The 23,855-nt window shown below is 34.2% G+C and carries 22 protein-coding genes and 1 tRNA gene; 10 read left to right on the top strand and 13 right to left on the bottom strand.

The window, feature by feature from the left end; all coding sequences use genetic code 11:
* The first annotated feature begins 4 nt into the window (after positions 1-4).
* The 6 genes from GQO39_RS02800 (at position 5) to GQO39_RS02780 (ending at position 7,279) form a co-directional block, all read left to right on the top strand.
* Positions 5-1,249, top strand: a complete 1,245-nt coding sequence (locus GQO39_RS02800; RefSeq protein WP_156850856.1) for an aminotransferase class V-fold PLP-dependent enzyme — start codon at positions 5-7, stop codon at positions 1,247-1,249.
* Positions 1,242-1,643, top strand: a complete 402-nt coding sequence (locus GQO39_RS02795) for an SUF system Fe-S cluster assembly protein (RefSeq protein ID WP_156850855.1) — start codon at positions 1,242-1,244, stop codon at positions 1,641-1,643. Before GQO39_RS02800 ends, GQO39_RS02795 begins: the two co-directional genes overlap by 8 nt.
* 61 nt (positions 1,644-1,704) lie before the next feature.
* Positions 1,705-3,345 (top strand): site-specific DNA-methyltransferase, encoded by a 1,641-nt coding sequence (locus GQO39_RS02790; RefSeq protein WP_156850854.1) that lies wholly within the window; start codon positions 1,705-1,707, stop codon positions 3,343-3,345.
* Positions 3,346-3,367: 22 nt separating this feature from the next.
* Entirely contained in the window at positions 3,368-6,154 is a 2,787-nt protein-coding gene (locus GQO39_RS02785) for a DEAD/DEAH box helicase (RefSeq protein WP_156850853.1), read from the top strand.
* A gap of 212 nt (positions 6,155-6,366) precedes the next feature.
* The gene (locus tag GQO39_RS09110) at positions 6,367-6,678 is read left to right on the top strand and encodes a hypothetical protein (RefSeq protein ID WP_246668511.1); all 312 of its coding nucleotides are present in this window, start codon (positions 6,367-6,369) and stop codon (positions 6,676-6,678) included.
* Entirely contained in the window at positions 6,659-7,279 is a 621-nt protein-coding gene (locus tag GQO39_RS02780; protein WP_246668510.1) for a hypothetical protein, read from the top strand. The genes GQO39_RS09110 and GQO39_RS02780 overlap by 20 nt, the downstream gene beginning before the upstream one ends.
* 317 nt (positions 7,280-7,596) lie before the next feature.
* Here the strand turns inward: GQO39_RS02780 and sodC are convergent, their stop codons facing one another.
* The 4 genes from sodC to GQO39_RS02760 all read right to left on the bottom strand — a co-directional run bounded on the left by sodC (position 7,597) and on the right by GQO39_RS02760 (position 10,998).
* On the bottom strand, positions 7,597-8,133 hold the full coding sequence (sodC, locus tag GQO39_RS02775) for a superoxide dismutase family protein (protein WP_156850852.1): 537 nt from the start codon (positions 8,131-8,133) through the stop codon (positions 7,597-7,599).
* 437 nt (positions 8,134-8,570) lie between these two features.
* The gene (locus tag GQO39_RS02770) at positions 8,571-8,897 is read right to left on the bottom strand and encodes a hypothetical protein (RefSeq protein WP_156850851.1); all 327 of its coding nucleotides are present in this window, start codon (positions 8,895-8,897) and stop codon (positions 8,571-8,573) included.
* Entirely contained in the window at positions 8,875-9,219 is a 345-nt protein-coding gene (locus tag GQO39_RS09105) for a hypothetical protein (protein WP_156850850.1), read from the bottom strand. The genes GQO39_RS02770 and GQO39_RS09105 overlap by 23 nt, the downstream gene beginning before the upstream one ends.
* 537 nt (positions 9,220-9,756) lie before the next feature.
* Positions 9,757-10,998, bottom strand: coding sequence for a UbiH/UbiF family hydroxylase (locus tag GQO39_RS02760; RefSeq protein WP_156850849.1), 1,242 nt, complete (start codon positions 10,996-10,998; stop codon positions 9,757-9,759).
* Between the two features lie 168 nt (positions 10,999-11,166).
* Here GQO39_RS02760 and pcsA point away from each other — a divergent pair, with 168 nt between their 5' ends.
* From pcsA to GQO39_RS02745, 3 genes are read left to right on the top strand one after another with little or no spacing between them, the layout of a single operon-like run.
* Positions 11,167-11,979 (top strand): phosphatidylcholine synthase, encoded by an 813-nt coding sequence (gene pcsA, locus GQO39_RS02755; protein WP_156850848.1) that lies wholly within the window; start codon positions 11,167-11,169, stop codon positions 11,977-11,979.
* 29 nt (positions 11,980-12,008) lie between these two features.
* Positions 12,009-13,055: an enoyl-CoA hydratase/isomerase family protein gene (locus GQO39_RS02750; RefSeq protein WP_156850847.1), complete on the top strand. Its 1,047-nt coding sequence runs from the start codon at positions 12,009-12,011 to the stop codon at positions 13,053-13,055.
* Positions 13,052-13,462, top strand: coding sequence for a DUF6163 family protein (locus GQO39_RS02745; protein WP_156850846.1), 411 nt, complete (start codon positions 13,052-13,054; stop codon positions 13,460-13,462). Before GQO39_RS02750 ends, GQO39_RS02745 begins: the two co-directional genes overlap by 4 nt.
* A gap of 555 nt (positions 13,463-14,017) precedes the next feature.
* Here GQO39_RS02745 and GQO39_RS02740 read toward each other — a convergent pair.
* The 9 genes from GQO39_RS02740 to GQO39_RS02700 all read right to left on the bottom strand — a co-directional run bounded on the left by GQO39_RS02740 (position 14,018) and on the right by GQO39_RS02700 (position 22,242).
* Complete coding sequence (locus GQO39_RS02740) at positions 14,018-14,344, bottom strand: hypothetical protein (protein ID WP_156850845.1); 327 nt, start codon at positions 14,342-14,344, stop codon at positions 14,018-14,020.
* 30 nt (positions 14,345-14,374) lie between these two features.
* Positions 14,375-15,190, bottom strand: coding sequence for an MBL fold metallo-hydrolase (locus GQO39_RS02735; protein ID WP_007553323.1), 816 nt, complete (start codon positions 15,188-15,190; stop codon positions 14,375-14,377).
* A 10-nt stretch (positions 15,191-15,200) separates the two neighbouring features.
* Positions 15,201-15,974, bottom strand: coding sequence for a TatD family hydrolase (locus GQO39_RS02730; protein ID WP_156850844.1), 774 nt, complete (start codon positions 15,972-15,974; stop codon positions 15,201-15,203).
* A complete protein-coding gene (gene metG, locus GQO39_RS02725) occupies positions 15,964-17,523 on the bottom strand; it encodes a methionine--tRNA ligase (protein WP_156850843.1) in 1,560 nt (519 codons plus the stop codon). The genes GQO39_RS02730 and metG overlap by 11 nt, the downstream gene beginning before the upstream one ends.
* 63 nt (positions 17,524-17,586) lie before the next feature.
* Positions 17,587-18,642, bottom strand: coding sequence for a DNA polymerase III subunit delta' (locus GQO39_RS02720; protein WP_156850842.1), 1,056 nt, complete (start codon positions 18,640-18,642; stop codon positions 17,587-17,589).
* Positions 18,639-19,307 carry a dTMP kinase gene (gene tmk, locus GQO39_RS02715; RefSeq protein ID WP_156850841.1) on the bottom strand — a complete coding sequence of 223 codons (669 nt, stop codon included), beginning with the start codon at positions 19,305-19,307 and terminating at the stop codon, positions 18,639-18,641. The genes GQO39_RS02720 and tmk overlap by 4 nt, the downstream gene beginning before the upstream one ends.
* A gap of 30 nt (positions 19,308-19,337) precedes the next feature.
* Positions 19,338-20,501 (bottom strand): D-alanyl-D-alanine carboxypeptidase family protein, encoded by a 1,164-nt coding sequence (locus GQO39_RS02710; RefSeq protein ID WP_156850840.1) that lies wholly within the window; start codon positions 20,499-20,501, stop codon positions 19,338-19,340.
* Positions 20,502-20,883: 382 nt separating this feature from the next.
* On the bottom strand, positions 20,884-21,762 hold the full coding sequence (locus GQO39_RS02705; protein ID WP_156850839.1) for a septal ring lytic transglycosylase RlpA family protein: 879 nt from the start codon (positions 21,760-21,762) through the stop codon (positions 20,884-20,886).
* Positions 21,763-22,166: 404 nt separating this feature from the next.
* Positions 22,167-22,242 (bottom strand) — tRNA-Lys (locus GQO39_RS02700).
* A gap of 867 nt (positions 22,243-23,109) precedes the next feature.
* Between GQO39_RS02700 and lexA the strand changes: the two genes are divergently transcribed.
* Positions 23,110-23,814 (top strand): transcriptional repressor LexA, encoded by a 705-nt coding sequence (gene lexA / locus GQO39_RS02695; RefSeq protein WP_156850838.1) that lies wholly within the window; start codon positions 23,110-23,112, stop codon positions 23,812-23,814.
* The last annotated feature ends 41 nt before the right edge of the window (positions 23,815-23,855 follow it).

Here is a 23,855-nt window from a genome sequence, read left to right as displayed (position 1 = left end):
CAAAATGGGAAATGACGTACAAACATTAAATTATGATGTAGAAGCAATTCGGCATGATTTTCCTCTTTTGCACCATGATGTTTATGGCAAGCGATTGGCTTATCTTGATAGTGGTGCATCTGCCCAAAAGCCGCAAGCTGTGCTTGATGCGATGAATAATTTCTATCAATGCCGTTATGCAAATGTGCATCGAGGAATGCATTTTTTATCGAATGCAGCAACACAATCTTATGAAGATGCTCGCGAAACAGTTCGTGCTTTTTTAAATGCTCAAACAGTGAAAGAAATTGTTTTTACGAAAAGTGCGACAGAAGCTATTAATACCGTTGCTTACGGTTGGGGGATGTCCAAATTGGATAAAGGTGATGAAATTGTTCTCACTATTATGGAACATCACTCCAATATTATTCCTTGGCATTTTATTCGTGAACAAAAAGGTGTGAAACTTGTGTTCGTACCAGTGGATGAGAATGGTACCTTACATATTGAAGATTTTAAAAATGCTTTAACTGATAAAACGAAGCTTGTTGCTATTACGCATATGTCCAATATATTGGGGACTATTACTCCTGTTAAAGAGATTGTTAAGCTAGCACACCAAAATGGTATCCCTGTTCTTGTTGATGGTTCTCAGGCTGCTGTACATTTAACAGTTGATGTGCAAAACCTTGATTGTGATTGGTACGTCTTTACGGGGCATAAGCTTTATGGTCCTACAGGTATTGGCGTTCTTTATGGTAAAGAATATAGGCTAGAAGAAATGCATCCTTTTCAAGGGGGAGGGGAAATGATTGAGGATGTAACTATTGACAAGGTTTTTTATAATGCTCCTCCCTATCGTTTTGAAGCGGGCACTCCTCCCATAGCTGAAGCCATTGGATTGGCGGCTGCTATTAATTATATACAGAAAAAAGATAGAAATGCTATTCATGCACATGAAACAGCACTTTTATCCTATGCACATGAAAGACTTGAAACAGTTAAATCATTGCATATTTATGGCCGTTCTCTTCATAAAGGTACTATTATATCTTTTGAAATAGAAGGCATTCATGCGCATGACATTGCTATGTTTATTGATAGGCAGGGTGTTGCCATACGTGCAGGAACGCATTGTGCACAACCTCTATTACAACATTTTGGTTTAATATCTGCTTGTCGTGCATCATTAGCTATGTATAGTAATCATACAGACATTGACCAGTTAGTGGAAGCATTAGAAAAAGCAAGGACATTTTTTAATGGCTAAATCAATTGCAGAGCATCATTCTAGAGAATCTGTCGAAACTGTAAGCGAAAATAAAAAATCTTACATATCAGCAATTCCAGAAGATGAAATTGATCGTATGACCAATGATATTATTGCTGCTCTCAAAACAGTTTATGATCCGGAAATTCCTGCTGATATTTATGAGCTAGGATTGATTTATCGTATTGATATTGAAGATGATCGTTCAGTCAAAATTGAAATGACACTCACAGCACCAGGATGCCCCGTTGCAGGTGAAATGCCAGGCTGGGTAGAAAATGCTGTAAGCGCAGTTGAAGGCGTTCTGCACGTTGAAGTCACCATGACTTTTGACCCACCATGGACACCTGATTGTATGTCAGAAGAAGCGCAAGTTGCTGTCGGGTGGTACTAAAGTACTATAACACGAATGCATTATTTACTTTTTGCAAGCATTTTTATTTGAGAACGATTATATGCGTTATAATAAACAAAAATTAGAACTCACTTGGGTTGGAAAAGAGAGACGTCCAAAATTAGAGCCTCGTATTTTATTGGAAGATACTGAAAAATCTTATCATGCGTCGCATCAAGTGTCTCCTCAGGATATTTTTGATAATAAACTCATTTTTGGAGATAATTTACTCGCGCTCAAAGCGCTTGAACAAGAGTATACAGGTAAGATAAAATGCATCTATATCGACCCACCTTATAATACTGGCAATGCTTTTGAGCATTATGAAGATGGTTTAGAACATTCCATATGGCTAAGCCTTATGAGAGATAGGCTAGTGCTGTTGCATCATTTACTTGCGGATGATGGAAGTATCTGGATATCTATTGATGACGATGAACAGGCTTACCTTAAAGTTATGATGGACGAAATTTTTGGTAGACAAAATTTTGTAAATAATATCATTTGGCAAAAAAAATTTGCTCCGCAAAATGATGCAAAGTGGCTTTCAGACAATCATGATTTCGTAATGGTCTATGCCAAAGATAAAACTGTTTGGCGACCTAATTTACTTCCTCGTTCAGTTAATATGGATGCGCGCTATAAAAATCCTGATAATGATCCACGCGGACCATGGCAATCTGGAGATTTATCGGTAAAAAGAGTGACTCCTAAGGATATTTATGAAATCACTACGCCTTTTGGACGCAAGGTGCTACCTCCAAATGGGAGAAGTTGGGCTATTAATGAAAGAACGTTTTCTAAGCTATTAGAAGATAATCGTATTTGGTTTGGAACAGATAACGGCGGAGTACCGCGTATTAAACGTTTTTTATCAGAAGTAAAAAATGGTATGGTTTCGATGACTATTTGGCCTTATGAGGAAGTAGGACATAATCAGGATGCTAAAAAAGAGGTTAAAGTTTTTAATTCTGATAATGTTTTTGCAACTCCCAAACCGGAGCGTCTCATAGAACGCATTATTCAACTTGCCACCAATCTTGGTGATCTTGTATTGGATTCCTTTGCGGGTTCTGGTACTACCGGTGCGGTTGCACATAAAATGGGGCGCAAGTGGATTATGATTGAACTTGGTGAACATTGCCATACCCATATTATTCCTCGTTTGAAACAAGTAATCGATGGCACTGATCAAGGTGGTATATCTAAAAATGTAAATTGGCAAGGTGGTGGTGGGTTCCGCTATTACCGTCTTGCGCCTTCTCTGTTACAAAAAGATCCTTGGGGACAATGGATTATTAGTCGCGAATATAATGCGGCCATGCTTTCAGAAGCTATGTGCAAACATATGGGATTTACCTATGCACCTGATGAAAACCATTATTGGATGCAGGGGTATTCAACTGAAACGGATTATATTTATGTGACAACCAATGCCATGACACATGAACAACTACGTGTTATCAGTGAAGAGGTAGGACCTCAGCGTACTTTGCTTATTTGTTGCTCAGCCTTTGATACGAAGCCAGAATCTTTTGAGAATCTAACACTTATTAAAATACCCCGTGCTATATTAGAAAAGTGTGAGTGGGGGAGGGATGATTACAGTTTAAATGTAGCGAATCTTGAACCAATGGCTGTAGTAAAAGAATCCCAAAAAGATAAAGATACTATGCAAGCAGAATTAGATTTGTTTGGATAAAGAGTAAAAAGCGGAGTTTTTCATGAACGCTGTTGAAAAAAGGATTTCTGCTCGCTTATCGTTGCGCTATCCTCAACATGAAGCCTTAAATATTTTGGTGCGAATTTTAGATAATATCAAACTTTCTAAAAATGCTGATTTAGTTGCGGATCTGGAAGTAATCAAAGATCTCTATCCTTCTGTACAAGATTTTGAACGCGATTTTCCTTCTTTTTGTTTTGCCTTAGCTACGGGGGTCGGAAAAACACGACTGATGGGTGCTTTTATCAGCTATCTTTATTTAACAGGTCGCAGTCGCCATTTTTTTATCTTGGCACCCAATTTGACTATTTATGAAAAATTAAAACATGATTTTAATCCTCAAAGTCCAAAATATGTATTCAGTGGAATTAGTGAATTTGTAGCAAATAGACCGATAATTATTACGGGTGAAGATTATGAAAGTGGTAAAGGAGTCTGCTCTGATGCACAGCAATTTCACGGGCAACAGCGTTTGTTTGAAAATAGTGATACAGCTTTCATCAATATTTTTAATATTTCCAAAATTAACACAAAAGATAATAAAAAAGGAGCTGCAAAATCCAGTGTCCCACGAATTAAACGCTTGCAAGAAACTATTGGAGAAAGTTATTTCGATTATCTCGCAAATCTTCCTGATTTAGTTTTGTTGATGGATGAAGCGCACCGTTACCGTGCATCTGCGGGCGTTTCGGCCATTAATGAATTAAAACCTGTTTTAGGCATAGAACTTACAGCGACACCGAAAACAATAGGTACAAAACCAGTAGATTTTAAAAACGTTGTTTACGGCTATTCACTTGCAGAGGCTATGAGAGATGGCTTCGTGAAAGAGCCAGCTGTCGCTACACGTAAAGACTTTCAACTGAAAAACTATACGCCTGAACAATTAGAGTATATTAAACTACAAGATGCAATTCATACGCACGAAAAAGTAAAAGCAGATTTAGTTATCTATGCTAATGATTATAAAAAGAAATTCGTTAAGCCTTTTGTTTTAGTCGTAGCTCAAGATACAGAACATGCGCGAAAATTACGTAATTTATTAGAATCTGATGATTTTTTTGCGGGTACTTATAAAGGAAAAGTTATAGAAATTCATTCAAAACAGTCGAATACAGAAGAAGATAAAAATATTCAAAAGCTGATTGCAATTGAAGATCCTAGTGAGCCAACGGAAATTGTTATTCATGTTAATAAATTGAAGGAAGGATGGGATGTAACCAATCTTTATACCATCGTGCCATTGCGTGCATCTGCTTCAGAAATTTTAACTGAGCAAACAATAGGTCGTGGATTACGTTTGCCTTATGGTCGTAAAACCGGAATAGAAGCTATTGATCGTTTGACAATCATTGCACATGATCGTTTTCAAGATATTATTGATCGTGCCAATGAGCCAAACTCAATTATTAAAAAGCATATTGAGATTGGAATAGGGGGTGATATATCATTTGAAAAATCAGATATACTCACAGTGCCAAGCCGAGCACAAACAGAATCTATACAAACGATGGTAATACGTCATTCCGATATAAACGGAGCATCTGATTTACAAGATGTCATGTTACATAATACAGCTCCATCTCTATCCACTCTCGAAGAGAAAAAAATTGCTGATATCACGTGGAATGTTATTAAAGGATATGAAAATTTACCGAGTTCTCTATCACTTTGCTCCACTGCCATACAAGAAAAAATCAGTAATGAAGTTATAGCAACCGTGCACGCTTCAAAGGATGCCCTTATTTCTGATACCACAAAGGTAGAGGCTGAGGCTTTGGTGCCAAAAGTGGTTGCAAACCTAACAAAAAATTTAGCAGAATTTATAATAGATATTCCCAATATTGTGCTTATTCCCTCTGGTGAGGTTACTTATGGTTTTTCTGATTTTGACTTGGAAAACCTAGAAAGTTTAAATTTGCAACCTATTAGTAAAGAGCTTTTAATTCGAGAATTACGCACACATAAAAGCATTTTTCTTACCTCTGAAAATGAGTATCTCAAAGAGCCTCATCTTGAAAATTATATCATTCGTAGTTTAATTGATAATGACTTTATAGATTATGACAACCATACACCATTATTACGAAAATTAGCGGGTCAGTTGGTGCAGCATTTCCAATCTTATTTACCAAATGATGCTGCCGTTGAGAATGTATTGATTCACTATCAGCATCAACTTACTGCTTTTATAGTTGCTCAATTAAAGTCACATCAGTGGGAAACACAACGGGATTATGAGGTTAGAGTTACAAGGGGATTTACAACCTTACTGCCTATTCACTACACACTACAACAAGGCTCATCTCCCATTGATTTTCGTTGTATTCCTTCTATTAAAAGCGACATTAGAACACTTGTATTTGGGGGCTTTACAAAATGCTGTTATCCTTTACAAAAATTTGATTCCGTAGAGGGGGAATTACGGTTTGCTCAAATATTAGAAGATGATATGCAAGTATTGAAATGGATGAAACCCGCACGAGGCTTATTCAAGATAGAATATGACAAAGAATCAACCTATGAACCAGACTTTGTTGTAGAAACAAAGGATGCGAGATATCTTTGTGAACCTAAAAGAGCATCTGAAATACAAAATTCTATTGTTTTGAAAAAAAGAAATGCAGCAGTTCAATGGTGTTGTCATGCGACCAATTATGCTGTTATCCATGGTGGAAAGCCATGGCATTATATCCTTATCCCACATGATGCTATTAAGGCAAACAGTAGTTTTGAAGGGTTGTGTGCAGAATTTACCATTTCAAGCGCTAGATTTAAAAGTAAATAATTTTTTCAACTTGTTGATGATAAGTTAGTATAATTCCTTAACATTATTTAATTTTGTTTTATATTTTATCTTTTTTGTTTAAGGTATGAAAAGTAAAAGAAAAATAAATTCAATTTAAAAAGATATAATAAACTATTTATTGTTCTTTTTCTTGTAAAATTTGCATACAATGAAATAAGTATAAGTAGGGAATAAAATGGGCAATTTTACGTATGACTCTGGACTTAACAAATACTACTTTTAGTTTTTTAAAACAAAATCCGACAAAAAAATTTACAGTTCGAGAAATTGCTCAATGGATATTCGAAAATCACCCTGAATCCTGTCGTGAAAAGCAAAAGTGTTCGACTGCAATAGTCACTCCTCTTGATAATGATATGGCCCTTATTCAGCAAATCGTTGCTGAAATAGGATCTAAACGTCCATACTTGCAAAAACGTCATCCCGAAATCAAAACCACTGAAGGACGCCCACGACAGTATTATTTTATGCAATCAACAGATAGTGCTGAATACGACTTCTAAAATAAATGATTCTGTTAAAGAACATGATCTTTATCCATTATTATCTAAATTCTTATGGTCAGAGCTTAAAGTTTACAGCAAGCGTATTGACGAAAAACGTTCTCGTAATAAAAATGGCGCAGGCGGAAACAAATGGCTGTATCCAGACCTTGTCGGGATGCAAGATTTAAGTTGCGAATGGCATCGTGAAATTAAAGACTGTGCTTTACAATATTTTGATAAAAAGACAAAACTTTGGTCTTTTGAAGTAAAAATTTTCATCAATCGCTCAAATTTACGACAAGCATTTTTCCAAACGGTTAGCAATTCTTCATGGGCTAATTTCAGTTATCTAGTTGCTAGCGAGATTTCAGGTGTTGATACGTTAAAAGAACTTCGGACTCTTTCAAGTTTACATGGCATTGGATTTATAAGACTTGATAAGGAAAACTTTTCCGAGAGTCAAATTATGCTTCCTGCAAAAGAGCGTAATGAAATTGACTGGGATACCGCTAATAGATTATTAGAGGAAAACAAAGACTTTTTTCATTATATTAAACTCATTCGTCAATTTTATCAAACTGGTGAGATTCGCCAATCTGATTGGGGCCATTCCCCATAATATACTTCAAGGTTCCTATCATTCTCAAAATTTTTGATTTATCTTTGATCGCTTTTCTCCCACTATTAGCGTGAAATTGCTAATTACATTTTGAAAATGTGCTCATTCATATCCCTTAAAAAAAGTTTTACTAACTTCTGTTTTTTTCAAAGCAATAACAAATTAACATCATAAGGGAAGAGTTTTTACTTTACTACGAAAATGTTTTGTTTGCACTATAAAGGGTTAATTAAAAATCTTAATTGCTAATATATTAGAAATAAGTTCTTTTATCTTTTACAAAAATGTCAATAGACTTTAGATAACTCCTGACAGACTTACTCTTTAATAATACCACATGCTAAACGATCCCCACCTCCGCCAAGGGGTAATGGCTTATCGGATTGATTGTCTCCTCCTAAATGAATCATTAACGAGTGCCCTTTAATCTCTGAGAGTTTTTTAATTCGTGGAGCAAGAACACTCATTGTTGAGTGCCCTTTATCATCGACATAAAGTGCCGGTAAATCACCAAAGTGGCCATTAACGTTATAAGGTCCAAGATGTTTGTTAGTATGATCCGGATCATAATGTCCACCCGCAGCACCACCAATTACATCACCTTTCGTATCACATGAAGGGTTTATATGCACATGAAAACCGTGTAACCCCTCTGGCAAAGTAGATAAATTGGGCACAAAAATCAAACCATGTATGTTTTCTTCAATTTCAATTGTGCCAATAGGCTTTTTTACGTTTCTGTTTTCTAGCTTATAAAGCTCTACTTGCACAGATTTTGCGAATACAATAGTATCACAATCTATAAATGCTAAAAAAGACAGTAAACATAAAATATTTCTATTTATATAAAACATTTTATTTATTTTAAATGACCTTTAATAATTCTATGTAATATACATAATATATTTTATAAAGAATGCTTTTTATGGAAAGTACGATTAACAGAAAAAAATTGTAAGCTAAAAATATCACTCTTTTTTACCTTTAAACACATCTAGAAATCTTCCCTATCTTACCAAGAAAGCATTTTATAGATCAGTATTTATATCGCGGATACATTTCTTCAAGAGATGCTTCTAAAAAAGCAGATTTTGTTAAAGTGTTGTGAGAAAAATTAAATCAAGAAATTTTGACAATTTATCCAGTACGTTATCCATAATATAACGCGGATTTTATAAAATATAAAACATATAACTTGTTGTTTATCTTTATTTTAGCAAAATATTTCTATTCAAAGCAAAGTTAAATGACGCAAATTTTCTACTCATTATGAAATTTATAAGAGAAATAACTATCGTGATATATATAAATCTCTTATAAAAACACAAAACGTACCAACCAAAATACCCATTATTGATCCTATTATTGCACCCATTATCGTTCCGGCGAAAAATGCTATACTTATACCTCTTGCGATAATTGGACCAAATCCTGGCAGGGCAATATAACCATAAGCTGCGAGGATTGCCGCAATTGCTCCTGATACGCTACCATTTAAACTCCCAATAAAAGCGAGTTCTTTAATAGAATGACAGATTTTTTTGAAAAAGGTTTTTTCACAGTTATTAGAACCAAAATTGCTATAAGCTTTCAAATCAATCATATTTTTTTCTTTCATTTTGCATGCTAACTGTCCCAGAATAATCAACTGATACGAGAAAGGAATACTTTTTAGATTCTATCAAAGCGCGCCAAATTCCTTTATCATCTAAACGTAATCGTTTGATATTCGTGAAACCATTTTGCATAAGACAGTTTTTTATTTGCGAAGCAGTAAATGAATTTTGCCCTGGTTTAGTGATATCTTTGATAAAGCTATACGTAGAAGTTTGACAATAGGGGACATAAAAAATTTTACTTATTGAATCTGTGACAAGAAACGAGAGATATATTATTATCATAAAAAAAATACTTGATTTTAAAATTTTACTTAATCTCATCTTATCACTATCTCTTGAAACGATATTTCATTAACCTTTATATTGCTAACGAGTTCCAAAAAATATTTTATTTTCAATATTATAATTAACAACACAAATTTTTGAAGATTTATGTTAGTCAATTAAAATTGTTTTTTTATTTTCTTATAAGAAAAAGTAACGTGAGCATCTTTTGTTAACAGTTTTAGCTATCTCGTTTTTTATTTTAAAATATAATTTTATAGTATTTATATTATAATTTATATAAAACGATACTTATAACGAGTAGCGATAAACTTTACGTATATTATTTTTGATATGTTTTATAAAGCTGTTTTTTAGTACATGGCACTTATAGGAGATGTCACCTCTTTGCAAAAATGTATGTTATTCAGAAAAAGTACATCTCTTATAAATGAGTTTCATTTTATTCATAAAACATACACTAAAATATTATGTAATATTTTTTTTAAAAGTGTGAGATAATAAAATTTCAACCGTTTTCCATGATTTGCTTTGAATTATTGTCTAAATTCAAAGAGATATATGTTTCTTGTTTCAATTTTGTTTTTTCATATTAATATTATTTAGTGATTTGGTTGGGAGTATTCGTATAATTTCTTTTAACCCGTAATTGGGATACATTCCTGTTCGCATAAATAATTTACGTAAGAGTGAGCAATTACGTAATAGTCCAAGCCCAGCGCTTCGTATGATGTGAATAGGCAACATATTAGAAAGGAGAGCAAAATTGAGCATATGAACAGCCCCGCTCCGGATCAATATATCAGATTTGCGATATTTGTTATAATGTGAAACAATTGTTTCAGAGTTAAAAGCAGATATTTGATTGGGTAAAAGATCAACCAAAGTTTGAACATCGCGAAACCCTAAATTCAATCCTTGTGCCCCAATAGGAGGAAAAACATGGGCTGCTTCACCCACTAAAATCGTTCGGTTGGCCGCAAAACGATGCGAAATAAGTCCTGAAAGCGGCCATGCTTGAATTGGCGTTTCCAAAGTCAGCTTTCCAAGCATTGATTGCATCTGTTCTTCAATTACTTTTGCAACTACTTTTGAATCTATATTCAATAATTCTTTAGCACGAGAAGGATTAACAACCCATACAAGACTCGATCTACGTCCTGGTAGTGGAACCTGTGTAAATGGACCATTTTCTGTGTGAAATTCAGTTGACGTATTTTGATGAGAAAAATCATGAGAGAAATTAAGAACGAGGGCTGTTTGCGAATAGTTCCACTGTTTGACACCTATTCCAGCTGCTGCTCGTGTTAAAGAGAGACGCCCATCAGCAGCGACAACAAGCGAGGTTTGAATAACACTGCCATTTGCAAGAGTAATACGTATATGATTCTTTTTATGATGAAAAGATTTTGCCGAAGAAACAAATCTTATAATATTGGGCCTATGCGTAACAGAATCGACTAAAGCATTGTTTAACTGTATATTAGGGATATTATAACCAAAAGCCTCCTCACCAATTTCAGCAGAAGAAAAATTCACAGCAGGAGCACGTACAATTCTAGAGGTTATATCTATGATTCTAATAAAAGATAAAGCTGCTGCATGATTTTTAAGAATATTCCAAATATTGAGTTTTTGAAGCATACGTATTGCTGGCATCATAAGGGCAGTTGTCCGTAATTCATTTGCATGAGAAGGTGGACCAATAAGACAAACAGAGCACCCCATATCTGCAAGACTAAGCGCTGCCAACATACCGACTGGGCCCGCACCAATGATAGCAATATCCTTACACTCGTTTTTTTCAAATATCACAACTACTTAAGCCTTTCCCCATTCACCAAATATTTTAATACTTCTAAATCAAAAAAAACCTTTTTATTGTATGAAGCCATTCTATTATATTATGTCATAAATAATGTAATATAAAAAGGTAACCTTTTTATGATAAATCATACTATAATATAAATGGCGTGTCGGTAGATGAATGAAAACTTTAGAAACGAGGATAAGAGAACTTTGAAACGTAAGCTAACAAAAAAAATCAAAACAAATACTGATTTATTGCGCCATAAAAAAGTAACAATGCCACAAGCAAAAGCCTTTTCTGTCCATTTACTCACAGCTTCGGGTTCATTTTTAGCATTTCTTTCTCTTATATCGGCGTCTCAAAAAGAATGGATTGCCATGTTTTGTTGGCTTGGACTTGCACTTCTCATTGATGGTATCGACGGACCGATTGCGCGCAAACTTGATGTTAAATACGTACTTCCAACATGGTCTGGAGAACTCTTAGATAATATCATTGATTATGTAACTTATGTTTTAATTCCAGCTTTTGCACTTTATCAAAGTGGTTTAATGGGTTCAGGATTGTCATTTTTATTAAGTGCTATCATTGTCATTTCATCAGCTATTTATTACGCAGATACTGGAATGAAAACCAAAGAAAACTTTTTTAAAGGGTTTCCTGTAGTTTGGAATATGATGGTTTTCACGCTTTTTGTAGTAAATCCAAGAGAGTGGATCACTTTTACCATTATTGTCTTATCGGCAATCATATCTTTTTTACCAATTTATTTCATCCATCCAGTAAGAGTCATCCGTTTGCGGTGGCTTAATTTTCCAATTTTTCTCTTGTGGTGTTCTTTTGGTGCTATCGCTTTCTTTTATCAGCTTAATGCTCCATATTGGGTTAAGATAGGGATTTCAGTAACAGGTATTTATATGTATTGTATTGGTGCTGTCATGCAGTTATTTCCTCAATTTGGAGCAAAAAGCATAATAAAACAATAAGATAGTAAATATTTTAAGATGAGAATAAAATGCAAATTGATTTTGGAGCAGGTGGTGATATCTCTTTTACAAAAGAGGGACATGCTGGTATTATAAAGCTCACACGTCCTTCAGCATTAAACGCTCTTAATCAACGAATGGTTTTTGCTTTAAGGAAAGCTCTTAGTACGTGGGAAACAGATGAGGAAGTTTCTTGCGTTTTAATTGAAGGGGAGGGGCGTGCTTTTTGTGCTGGTGGAGATGTTGTGGAAATCTACCGTATGAGAAAAAAATCCTCCTCTTACCAATATTTTAGTAATGAATATAGCTTAAATGCTTATATTAAGCGTTTTCCAAAACCTTACATTTCTTTCTTGAACGGTATTTGGATGGGAGGAGGGGTCGGTATTTCTATATACGGTTCACACAGAATTGTTACAGAAAATACACTATTTGCTATGCCAGAAGCTGCTATTGGATTTTTTCCAGATGTTGGCGCAAGTTTTTTCTTACCATCTCTTCCCGATCACTTTGGTATTTACCTTGCACTAACTGGCACATGCATAAAATGGGGAGATTGTTTAAACTTAGGGTTAGCGACACATGCTGTTCCTGAAATTGAATTAGATTACATTAAAAAAGCTATTATTGAGCAAGGAAATCCTAAATTAGCATTAAAAGAGCGAGCAATAACAAGAAACAATGAAACAAACCATGAAATACGTTGTGTTATCAGTACTTGTTTTAGCACCAATACGTTAGAGGAATGTATTGAATTGCTTCATAAAAAAAGCAGTGAAGGTATCTTATTTGCTAAAAAATGTTATGATATTTTACAATCACGTTCTCCGATAAGTTTAAAAATTATCTGGAGACAAATGAAACAAAATTCTTCCCAAACTTTGGAAAATTGTATGAAAATTGAAAATCGCATTGCACATCATATGATTACTTCACATGATTTTCATGAAGGTGTGCGCGCAATGTTAATTGATAAAGATAAAACACCTAAATGGCAACCACACAAACTTTCAGATGTAACGGATGAAATGATAGATGCTTATTTCCAACCTGTTGAAAAAGAATTATTATTTTGAAAGATAATCCTAAAAAAAAGATTTCCAAAATCGATTTGGTTTATAGTTGTTATTTGAGATTTGTAGCATTCACTTGCTTAAGTTTAAGTGCTTTTTACTGGATACGTCTTGTTGGTGTATTTCCCGGAGTTTTATGGCGTTTTGATCTTATGCCATGGCAGTGGCAGTTTTTATCAATGACATTGGCTATTGTTTATCCTATCGCATTAATTGGACTTTGGATGTATTCACCATGGGGCATTGTTCTATGGTGCATTGCAGTTTTTACTGAGACACTAGCGATTTATTATTCCAATTCCCTTTATCAACTGTTTATACCACTATTTCATGGAATATTACTCTTAGCTTTTATAATACTACAAATTACAATGATTTTTCTAAAAAGAAATCATACAAAAGATTCTTAAATAATACGATTCAAGTTTTCGGGCCAGAATGACTGGCCCGATTTTCAATTTTCAAAAGGTATAATTTCTTATTTCAAAAGGTATAATTTCTTAAGGTATAATTTCTTATTTCAAAAGGTATAATTTCTTAAACAAGAGGAACCCACCACAAGTCCCAAGGGCTAGTAGCTTTTGTAGAAAATATCCATAGTAATGTTGCGATCGCGCCCCAGTTTCAAAAGGTATAATTTCTTAAACAAGAGGAACCCACCACAAGTCCCAAGGGCTAGTAGCTTTTGTAGAAAATATCCATAGTAATGTTGCGATCGCGCCCCAGATTGCCGGTATCATATAATACATATCCTTTCCATATATAAAAGTTCCATAATATATATTATGCGACAATACGATATTTTGATCAAATCAAAACAGAAACAGGACAAACCCTAATTTGGACATATTAAATCGTATTTATGTCGCATAATTCATTTTTTAAACAAAATTATGTCAAAAATTTGACTTTAAGTAATATTACTTAAAGTCAAAAAAAGAATAACTAATATAATATAAAAAAAATTACTGTAGTAATTTACAACGTTTCATATATGCGAGATCATTCAAAACGGCATTACGGTTATTTAAAGCTGAAATTTCATTGCTTTCACTTGACTTTACATTCAGAAAAAACAAGGCAGGAATAAATACAACACTTGCTGCTGTTAAAGCTACATTTTTATTTCTTGCTTTAGAACGTTCTGCTATTGTAGCGTCAATTTGGCGTTTATTCGCAAAAAACTCCCGTTGAATATCGGCGCAACTCATTGCTCCATCGTGTAATGTTGTAACTGAAATATTTTTTTCTAAACGTCCCCCACATGCTGATAAAGAAACAGCTAAAACCACAACACATTTAGTTAACAGAAAATTAGATTTCTAGATTTGTACATCTGTTTCAAAAACAAGTCCTTGATGTGCAGGCTCAACATATGGTGGGACATAATTTACAACTTTATCGTAATCAAGTGATCTATCCATATGTGTGAGTATGGCTTTTTGGGGTTTTAAATATTTTATCCATTGTAACGCTTGATCAACGGAAAGATGGCTTGGGTGAGATTCAAATTGCAAAGCTTCGATAATTAGAACATCCAAATTCATTAATTTTGGCAACGTTTCTTCAGGAAATTTACTAACATCTGTACAGTACGCAACATTACCAATACGAAAACCTAAAGAATGGATGGTTCCGTGACATTGTAAGTGCGTATTGACAGTTATTGCTCCTCCCTGCCCCTGAATTATAAATTGGCTATTTTCATTGATAGTATGCGCTTTTAAAATGGGTGAATAAAATGAACCTTTTGGCTTTTGAAAACAATATCCGAATGCATTTTTTAAATGCTCCAGTGTAAACGCATCTGCATAAATATCTATTAAACATTTTTGTGCAAGTGCATAACTGCGTAAATCATCAATACCGTGAATATGATCTGCGTGAGAATGCGTATAAAGGGCAGCATTAAGATAGTTCACGCGAGCATCGATCATTTGTGATCGAAAATCTGGACCAGTATCAATAACGACAGTTGTTTTTTTTCCTGATGTATGAATGCGTTCAACTAATAAAGAACTTCTGTAGCGTTTATTTTTAGGGTTATTGGAATCACAAGCTCCCCAATCACCATTGGGGCGTGGAACTCCTGGAGAGGAGCCACAGCCTAATATTGTAAATCGGTACCGATTAAACATGCTTTTTGCCTTATTTCATTTTACCAAATAAATGAAAAGCATTGCGCGTTGTTATCTGAGCTATTTCCTCAATACTTAAACCAATTGTTTCAGCCAAAGTAGCCGCTGTATAGCGTACAAAAGATGGTTCATTCGTCTTACCTCGATGGGGAACAGGTGCTAAGAATGGTGCATCTGTTTCCACTAATAAGTTCTCATGAGGTACAATTTTTGCTATCTCACGAATTTCAAAAGCATTTTTAAAAGTAAGAATACCTGAAAAGGAAATATAACCACCAAGTTCAATGCCAGCACGAGCAAGTTGTATCCCAGACGAATAACAGTGAAGTACAAATGGAAAAGCCCCTTCTTTTATCTGTTCTCGTAATATTTGCTCCATATCTCCATCAGCATTGCGTGAATGTATAACAAGAGGCAACTGTGTTTTTCTAGAAGCAATAATATGTTCTTGAAAAATTTTCTTTTGCTCTTTTGGTGAAGAATAATCATAATGATAATCGAGCCCTACTTCCCCAAACGCGACGATTTTGGGATGCTTGGATAAATTGATAAGGTTTTCAGCTGTAATATTTTGTTCTTCATGGGCATTATTAGGATGCGTACCAACGGAACAAAATACTTGATTATAGGCTTGTGTAATTGCTAAAAGCTTATCCAATTTACGAACATGGGTTGAAATCGTTATCATACGTTTAACATTAGCATCTAACCCCCGTTGGATAACATTATCCAAATTTTGCGCAAAGTCCTCAAAATCAAGATGACAATGTGTATCAATCAACATAATGAATATCGTCTTTCTTCAGAATATAACGGGGAAAGATTGGCTCTGGTGTCGGAAGATCAAGACCCTCTTGAATCTTTGAATGGCTTATATGATGCAATAACCGATCCTCTTTAGCAATAGCAAGACTGTCAAGAAGCTTTTCTGCTGATTGTGGTATGAAAGGCAACAGCATAATTCCTATTCGCCGCAAGATTTCTACAGTTATATAAAGAACTGTAGAAAATCTTTCTGGATTGTTTTTCCGTAAACTCCAAGGTTGTTCGTTGGCAAAATAGCGATTTGCATCTGCTACAACTGAAAAAATAGCTGAAAGTGCTAAATGCACTCCATGAGAAGACATAGCTTGACGCATAGTTTCAAGCGCTTGAAGAGATTGTTTTAAAAGCTGTTCATCTTGAAGTAAAAATGCAGCTGGTATAGGAATTTTTGCATCGCAATTTTTGGCAATCATAGACAAAGAGCGCTGTGCTAAATTACCAAGATCATTCGCAAGATCCGCATTAATGCGATTCACAAAACTATCATGGCTATAACTACCATCTTGTCCAAATGGTACTTCACGAAGAAGAAAATAGCGGAGCTGATCAAGACCATAGTGATTGACCATGTCAAAAGGATCAATGACGTTTCCAATGGATTTTGACATTTTTGTGCCGCGATTGAGTAAAAAACCATGAGCAAAAATATGTTTAGGCAATTCAATTCCAGCAGACATTAAAAATGCTGGCCAATAAACAGCATGAAAACGAATAATATCTTTACCAATGATATGAGTGTTTGCAGGCCAAAAATTACGTTTTTTTGAACTCTCATCGAAAAAGCCAATTGCTGATAGATAATTTGTCAGAGCATCAACCCAGACGTACATAACGTGTTTTGGATTATTTGGAACAGTAACTCCCCAATTAAAATTTGTCCGTGAAATAGAAATATCTTTTAAACCTGATTTGATAAAACTTATAATTTCATTGCGCCGTTCGAGTGGTGCAATAAAGTCAGGATGTTTTTCATAATATTCAAGAAGTTTTTTTTCATAACCGGAGAGTTTAAAAAAATAACTCTCTTCCTCGTTCCATTCAACCGGAGAGCCTAACTCCTTTTCACGACGAATGTTATCTTCTCCAACCTTCGTATCCTTCTCTTCATAATACGCTTCCTGACGAACTGAATACCAGCCCGCATAAAGTCCACGATAAATATCGCCATTTGCTTCCATCCTTTTCCAGATCTCTTGACAAGCTTGATCATGGCGCTCTTCTGTCGTACGAATAAAATCATCGTTAGAACAATTTAATACTGCAAGCATTTTTTGAAATATAGCACTATTACGATCTGCAAGTTGCTTAGGCGTCATACCCAATGCTTCTGCTGTCTGCTGCATCTTTAAACCGTGTTCATCCGTACCAGAGAGAAAAAATACATCTTTGCCATCTAATCGTTGAAAACGAGCTAAAGCGTCACTTGCAATCGCACTATAGGCATGTCCAATATGTGGAGTACCATTAGGATAAAAAATTGGAGTTGTTATATAATATATATCACGCATGTCATACTCGTTATAAAACGTAATCAAAGATTACAAATGGCATAACGTCTGTTAATTGTGTTGTCACGCAAAAACCTCACTCTCGCGAATGATCTTATGAACTTTTAAAAGCAGACTTATAATAAATTGCTTTTTATCAAGATTAAATGATTGTATCTCCCTTATTTCTTGATGAATCTCTTGCCACATTTGCGCGCACCTTTTTGAGAGAAACAACTCTCCTCTTTCAGTGAGCATGATAGCTCTTTCTTGAATTTTATCAAGAATTTCATCGCTAAACTGTTGAAATTGAATATCTGAAGAAAGTGGGGAAAGTGTTTGAGCAAGAGTGTGTACGATAGCGGGATTGTAAACAGATTGCTTCAAGAAAGTATCAATGGTTTGAACAATTTCAAATCCGCCATGAAAAATAAGTAAGGCAGCTTTTCTAGGACTTCCTTTAGATTTTTGAATAATCATTTCAACAGTTTTTTTATCAGTTAAATCCTGATTGGAAAAAACGTGTGTAATGACTTGTTTCATCTCATCATGATGCAATGGTCGTAAAGAGACCTGTTGGCATCGTGAGCGAATTGTTGGAAGCAGTCTTCCTAGAGAGTGTATAATAATAATGAATAAAGTTTTTTCAGGAGGTTCCTCGAGCGTTTTAAGAATTGCATTAGCCGCATTTCTATTCATATCATCCGCAGAATCAATAATAACAATGCGCCACCCATTATCTTGCGATGTCTGATTTAAAAAATGCATAACATCTCGGATATCATCAATGAGTATACCTGTTTTGAACTTTTGGGTTTTTAAATCAAAGCGACGTGAAATGTGCAAAAGACCAGGATGACTGCCCTGCATAATTTGTCGCCACGTAATAGAATTACACTCTGGTTGCAGGAAATCACTCTTTTGAGAGCTTAAAATATTCCAAGCAAGATGAAATGCCAATGTAGCCTTTCCAATCCCACGTTCTCCTTCAAATAATAATGCATGGTGTAAACGCCCTTCCTTATGCATTTGTGCCAAAAAATGACGAGCATCCTCATGACCAAAGATCATACTATTCTGTGAAGGTGATAAAACTGTATCAATATCATCATATTTGCGTAAAGAATTTACGTCATTCATATAAAATGGTCCATCATCGCTTGGTCACAAATATTTTTTATTTGGTCTGCAACAGTGCGCATTGTATTTGTAGCATCAATTACACGAAACCTATGAGGTTCCCGTTCTGCCAGCTGAAGAAAAGCTTTGCGCCTTTGTTCTTGAATCTCAAAATTATCTTTTTCAAAATAATCAATCGTTTCTGCTTTTTTTATGTAATTTACGTTTTCCAAGAACCTTCGAGTATTTGCACGTTTCATAGCATATTCTGCCGATATATCTAACAAAAATGTCAAATGAGGCATTATTCCATTGAGTGCAACATGTTCTAAAACGGAAAGAATAGTAGAACTTACTTTACCATTGAGTCCTTGATAAACACGTGTAGAATCAATAAAGCGATCACATAAAACGACTTTTCCTTCTTGCAAAGAAGGCGCGATAACCTCGGTAACATGATCGACGCGTGCGGCTGTAAACAAGGCAGCTTCAATTAAAGGTTCATACTGTTGTGTCTGACCCGATAATAAAATATGGCGTATTATTTCTGCACCTAATGTTCCTCCTGGTTCTCGCGTTATAACAACTTCATAGCCTTTGTCTTTGAGATGGTCGGCAAGAAAAGAAATTTGTGTTGTTTTCCCTACTCCGTCCCCTCCTTCAAAGGTAATAAAATAACCTGACACGTGTAAACCTTAATCCTTATTAAGCATGTACTATAAATATTTTCGTAACCATCCAATTGTTATTTCATAGAACGCATCTTTTACTTTTTTCAAGAAGTTTCCCTCCTGAACATTTCTTCCAGCAAAAACTGGTTTTTCAAGAAGAAGTTTTTTATCTTCTAAAATTTGAATAACACCAACTGGTTGCCCTAAAGCAATAGGAGCTTTCAATGGACCATGATATTTAATTTTTGCTTTAACATTCACTTTTTTTTCATTCAAAAGCATAAAATTTACTGATTTTTTAACAATAAGTGGAACAGAATTGTGAATTCCGCCATAAACAGAAGCATAACCAACCGTTTCCCCTTTTGTAAAAACCGTTTTAAGACCAAAAGCTGTCATTCCCCATTGAAGAATGCGTTCTACTTCTTTTGTATATCCTTTACCATCTTGCAAACCATTTACTGCTAAAAAAAGGCGTCGATGATTTTTATAAACTGAAGCAACCATTGAAAAACCTTCTTTTTTACTATAACCAAAACCGAAACCTTCTATACCAATTTCCTTAGAAATAAGAGGATTTTTATTGCGTTGAAAAATTTTATTCCAAGTAAAATGAGGTTCACGATAAAGGGCATAATAATGGGGATATTCATGAACGATATGACGCGCTAGTACAATCATATCACGTACTGTCACAAACTGCCCCTCTTGAGGAAGCCCTGTCGCATTAACAAAATGGCTATGTGATAATCCGAGTATTTTAGCTCTCTGATTCATCAGCTTCGCGAAATTAGCTTCACTTCCTGATATTCCCTCAGCAAGAATAATAGCGGCATCATTTCCATTGACAATAATTAAACCACGCAAAAGATCAGAAACACTAATTTCTGTATTCACTTTCGCAAACATAGTGGTTGTACCGGAAGGTGCCCCACCTTTTTGCCAAGCATTCTCACTTACCTTGAACTCTTGTGTATTGCTTAACAAGCCTTCTTTTAATTGATGAAATATAACTTCAGCCGTCATCAATTTTGCTAATGAAGCAGGAAAAAAAGTAATATCACTCTGTTTTTCAAAAAGTACTGTATCTGTGTCATTATCTAGTAACAGTAATTGCGATGCAGAATTTTGAAATTTTTGTGCTCTCCCCCACCCGCTCAGTGTAAACATCATAAATAAGGTAAATAAAATGCTTAATAGCACACGCATAGTCGATTCTCCCGTATCTAAAGAATCAACATAAAGAAACCTCTTATGCAAGAAAAGATTTGTCTATTTTTGCAAAGAGAGAATCATCCAAAAATGAGAACAGTTTTTTATTTTCGCTCTGTATTATCAAACGAAACCAACATGCTACACTTTCTTTTTCGTTTTTCGCGTAGGATTTATTTTTAATGTCTTAAACGCACGCCAAGCGTAGTGATGCTTTTAAAGCGTTACCTTTTTCATAACAATACGCAACACGCAATACACAAACTCATTTTTTTATTTAAAATGAAAATCTTACTACAATTAACTACCTCTAATCATCTATAATTTTTAAATTATAGATGATTAAAAACAAACATTATTTTTCTCAAAACACTTGTAATTAATTAACTCGCATTTTTTTGCTTGACTTATTTATAAAAGCTACTTGATCAAAAAACATCGGCTTATCAATCAAAACGAGACCAATTTCCGGCAATCTTATTGAAAGAATTTTATTGAGTTGTTTTTGTTCAATTATAGCTTCATCTAATTGTTTGTGATTATTTACACCGAATCTCTTTAGCACGATATTTTCTTTCTCTTTCGAAATCCCCGCCAATACGAACGAGGACGGAGAGTCATCCCCTGATATATAAGAAGCCATTAAATAAGCGCTATCATAATAACCAACAGGTGCTTCAGAAATATATTCCACTTTAACATTTGCTACACCTTTATTTGCATAACCTAGTATTTCCGCAGCTTGCTTTGATAAATCAATAATTCTATCTTTCATAAAAGGGCCGCGATCATTCACTCTGACAATGATAGAAGAGCCATTTTTTAAATTAGTAACACGAGCATAACTAGGTAAAGGCATTGTGGGATGAGCAGCAGTTAAAAGATTCATGTCATAGACCTCGCCATTTGCGGTTAAACGCCCATGAAAATCTGAACCATACCATGATGCTTCTCCAACACGTTTATAGGTTGGATCATTTTTGGGATAATACCACTTTCCTTTTATTTGATAAGGTTTACCGACAATGGCACGCCCACTTCTCTTTTCTTTTGATTGATTTTTCTTACTTGAATTTTTTTGAGAAAGAACAGCAATATTCACGTCAGTCGCTTTATTATTGTAAAAATTTTTTATTGCAAAATGTGCTGTTTGGCTCGCACAGCAAGATACCAATAACTGGGAAACAACCACTACAGAAAGAAATTGAAATGTTGAATTAAGAATGGGAGTAAACTTCTCTTTGCTATTTAAAAGCATTTGTCAGCCCGCTTATTTTTAATTAAGTATTTACTGCAAAAATCACATTGTACCTTATATGCGATAGGGAAATTTACATTTTCGGATGATTCCCCTCGCGCACCCATAATAGCCTGAAAATTTACTATTTATCAACAAATTAATACATTATTAATATCTTTATAATCTTCACAAGAAAAAATACCATTTCATAGACGTAATGAATGAATTAAAAAATTATATAAATCAATATATTAGTTAAAAATATGATTTCGTAATATATAATTCGTAATATATAAATTGTGAATACGTAGAATGAATCTCATAATGAGTAGTAAATTATTTTGATTATGTAGAAAAAGCCTAGTCTAAGGGGAAAATCTAATAATTATACATTATTTTCTTGGAATTTTAAAATCACCTATTGGTGAGCGCGCAGGGATTCGAACCCTGGACCTACTGATTAAAAGTCAGTTGCTCTACCTGCTGAGCTACACGCTCACACACAAGCCATTTTGCTTGTAGTAAGTGAGTGGAACATACGGTTGACTTTTCATTTGGTCAACACCTTTCGAAAAAAATATTATTATTTCTGTTCAGTTATCAATACTTTTCTGTCTTTTCTCTTTTCTAAGCTTGAACAAAAGGAATCATTTAAACATGCAAATGCCTCATAGATTCTAAAACAATAAGGGTAAATATTTCAAAATTTATGAGAATAACTAGAGAGTATACGTAAAAATGGTGAATTGAGTTTTAGAACATAAATAACAATAGCTACTCTCGTTGAAGTTAACGAACACAGAAAGAGAACGATACATTTATCAGAAGCTATGAGGGTTATATCATTTAGAAATACGACTATTCATTTTTTATCTTTAAATGTTTTGTTCCTTCACCTTCCAAATGCGAGCATAACCTCAACAATGCAAAATGGACATATAATGGACATATACTAGAAACCTATGACTATACAAAAATAAAGTAGATATGGAATTCAATACAATTGGAATAATGTTAAAAAATATCATTAATGATTGAAAAAAGCAATAAACATTTTAAATTATATATAATTTTACTGAAAATAAAAATAACCCCTGAGAGAATTCTAAATGTACATTGTATTGTCATTCCTATTAAATTGACAAAATACCTTTTTAACTGATCTCTTTATGTTATGCTAAAAATTACAGGATGCGATGTTATATTATTAAAATATATAGATAACTCTTATAAAAGATATTACATAATTTATTATTAATATAATTCATATTAATTAAAATAGTAAAATATATTTAATAAATATAATTATTATATAAATAATATTGTCGTGATTTGCCTATTTTTGTTTTTTGGCTGGAATACTGAATGTTGACATGTAAACAATATGAGCTACTCTTGTTTATCCACAATCATATAAAAGAAACTGGTGTTCCTCCCTCTTTTGATGAAATGAAAATTGCATTGCAGCGTTCCTCAAAATCTGGAATTCATAAGCTGATTATAGGCTTGGAGCAACGAGGCTTTATACGCCGTTTGCCAAAACGTGCTCGCGCAGTAGAGGTTATTCGCCTTCCCAATAAGATAACATTTAATCTGTCTTTAGCTCGTAAAATTTCCCCCAGTGTGATAGAAAAAAATAAAAGAGAAATATCAAAAAAAATTGATAATTTTGATGCGCAAGAGAAAAAAAATATTACTATTCCCATTATGGGCCGTATTGCTACGGGTGTACCTGTCTCTGCTATATTACAACAAACAGACACTCTTTTTTTACCACAAGATATGTTTAATTCAGGTGAGCACTATGCTTTAGAAGTCAAGGATAATTCTATGATTGAAGCTGGTATTCTTGATAAAGATACTGTAATTGTTAAACGTCAAAGTACAGCAACATCGGGTGATATTATTGTCGCATTCATTGATAAAAAAGAAGCGACTTTAAAACGTTATCGACGTAAAGGAACCACTATTCTATTAGAAGCTGCAAATCCTCACTATGAAACACATATATATGGTTCTGAGCGTGTACAGATACACGGTAAACTTATTGGACTTATTCGCAAATATTAAAAAATAAAAACGTTTTCCTAACCTGCTCTATACATTTAGTA

The organism is Bartonella refiksaydamii, from assembly GCF_902652675.1.
Lineage (GTDB): Bacteria > Pseudomonadota > Alphaproteobacteria > Rhizobiales > Rhizobiaceae > Bartonella > Bartonella refiksaydamii.
This window is presented reverse-complemented; position numbering and strand designations above follow the sequence as displayed.